Raw genomic sequence first — 2,227 nt, 5'->3', positions numbered from 1 at the left:
GGGTAAATGGTGAGATAATCCAACCGTTTAAAATTGTTCCTGAAGTAGCCATAGCTGTCAAACAAGACAATGTTTTCCTTCTTAATGAAGCTTCCGGAATAGTGGACGTTATGGTCAATTTTGGCAAAGAAATAAAAGAAGGGCAAATAAAAATTGAAGGATTAAATGATGGGGAATATAAGGTTAATGAAACTTTTAGAGATTTAAAAAATAAAGCGATTCATTTCCAAGTAGCATTAAGTAATGTGGAAGCAGAAGGGAAATCAGCGCATAAATTATCTTATGTTACCGATAATGGTGAAGTATTCGATAAAGGAGTAAAAAGGATTTTATATCCTCATATTCCCAATTTAACCTACTTTCCAAATGTCTCCTTTAATTTAATCCGACTTAATCTAAATCTCAGTTCTCAAACCATTGGTTACATTCCGGGAGCCGGAGACAAGGTACCGGAGATCTTACAAAATCTGGGATATCAGGTTGAAACGATTGATGCGACTCAGCTTGGTTCAGACCTTCAAAAATATGGTACCATAATCACAGGAATCAGAGCTTTCAATGTGAACCAGGATATGGTTTCTAATAGAGATACCTTAATGGATTATGTAAAAGCAGGAGGGAACCTTATCGTTCAATACAATACTACTGCCTCATTACTGAGCAATGAATTTGGACCATACCCCTTGACCCTTTCCAGGGATAGAGTGACAGTGGAAGATTCCCCTGTCAAAGTGCTACTCAAAAACCACCCTGTGCTCAATCAACCCAATGCAATTGAGTCTGTTGACTTTGACGGGTGGGTACAGGAAAGGGGCTTGTATTTTCCCGGCTCCTGGGATGAAAGGTATCAAAGTCCACTATTGATGCAGGATCCGGATGAAAATGCGTCTAAAGGAAGTCTTTTGCTTGCCCAATATGGCAAGGGAACCTATACTTATTCCGGCATATCCTGGTTTCGCTTGCTTCCTGCTGGTGTACCGGGGGCCATCAAGCTTTTTGTTAATCTAATCGAACAAGGCCATGAAAAATAGTAAAGCATTTGACCAATGGACCAAGCTATACTGGCTTCAATTGGTAGTTTTAGGGCTTTTAATAGGGCTATTTTATTGGTTAACTGAACACTATTCATGAGTTATCTTGACTGGACTGTCTTATTCGGGACTTTGTTTACCATAGCAGTATATGGTATTTATAAGACTTATGGTCCTAAGGATATGGACAAATACATTCGGGGAGGGAATGACATGAATTGGTTGACCATTGGACTCTCCATCATGGCCACTCAGGCTTCAGCGATTACCTTTTTAAGTACCCCCGGCCAGGCTTATTCAGATGGCATGCGCTTTATCCAATTTTATTTTGGCTTACCTGTTGCCATGATTGTGATTTGCATGTTTTTTTTACCGCTTTATTATCGGTTAAAAGTTTATACTGCCTATGAGTTTTTAGAACAGCGGTTTGACTTAAAGACAAGAACTTTGACCGCGGGTCTGTTTTTGATACAGAGAGGTTTAGCTGCTGGGATTACCATCTATGCGCCGGCCATTATTCTTTCTACTCTGTTGGGGTGGAACCTTACTTTTACCAATATTTTCATAGGTATTGTAGTGATTATCTATACGGTGTCAGGAGGAACCAAAGCTGTATCTGTAACCCAAAAACAGCAAATGACAGTAATGATGGGCGGGATGGTTTTGGCAGGAATAATTGTCATTCAAATGATCCCTGTAAGCTTTACCGAGGCCCTGCAAGTGGCAGGGAAAATGGAAAAGCTTAATATCGTCAATTTTGAATTTGATTTGTCAGACAGGTACAACTTTTGGTCAGGATTTACAGGAGCTCTTTTTCTATTTCTTTCTTATTTTGGTACGGACCAATCCCAGGTGCAGCGCTATCTTAGTGGCAGGACCCTAACCCAAAGCAGAATGGGGCTTATGATGAATGGCTTTCTAAAAGTACCCATGCAGTTTATTATACTCTTCATTGGGGTGATGGTCTTTGTCTTTTATCAATTTTACCAGCCACCGGTTATCTTCAATACCATTCAAACCGATAAATTGAAAGAAAGTGAGTACTTGGAAGATTTTAAAGCACTGGAAAACGAATACACCAATATATTTGAGAATAAAGAAAAAAGTATTCACAGCTTATTAGGTGCGATTGAATCAGAAGATGAAGCGGCTGTGGAGAAATACAAAGGGGCTATCAGTAGTCAAACCAAAGCCCA

1 protein-coding gene and 1 pseudogene are annotated in these 2,227 nt (G+C 39.6%); both read left to right on the top strand.

Annotated elements, in window-relative coordinates; genetic code table 11:
- A pseudogene (locus AAC037_RS23730) lies at positions 1-1,031 on the top strand (PIG-L family deacetylase); the annotation flags it as partial.
- A 96-nt stretch (positions 1,032-1,127) separates the two neighbouring features.
- A partial coding sequence (locus tag AAC037_RS23725; RefSeq protein WP_339906121.1) for a sodium:solute symporter occupies positions 1,128-2,227 on the top strand: 1,100 nt, incomplete at its 3' end.

This window comes from uncultured Cyclobacterium sp. (genome assembly GCF_963976465.1).
In the GTDB taxonomy this organism is placed as follows: domain Bacteria; phylum Bacteroidota; class Bacteroidia; order Cytophagales; family Cyclobacteriaceae; genus Cyclobacterium.
The sequence above is the reverse complement of the archived record's forward strand: the minus strand, read 5'-3'. Positions and strand labels throughout refer to the sequence as shown.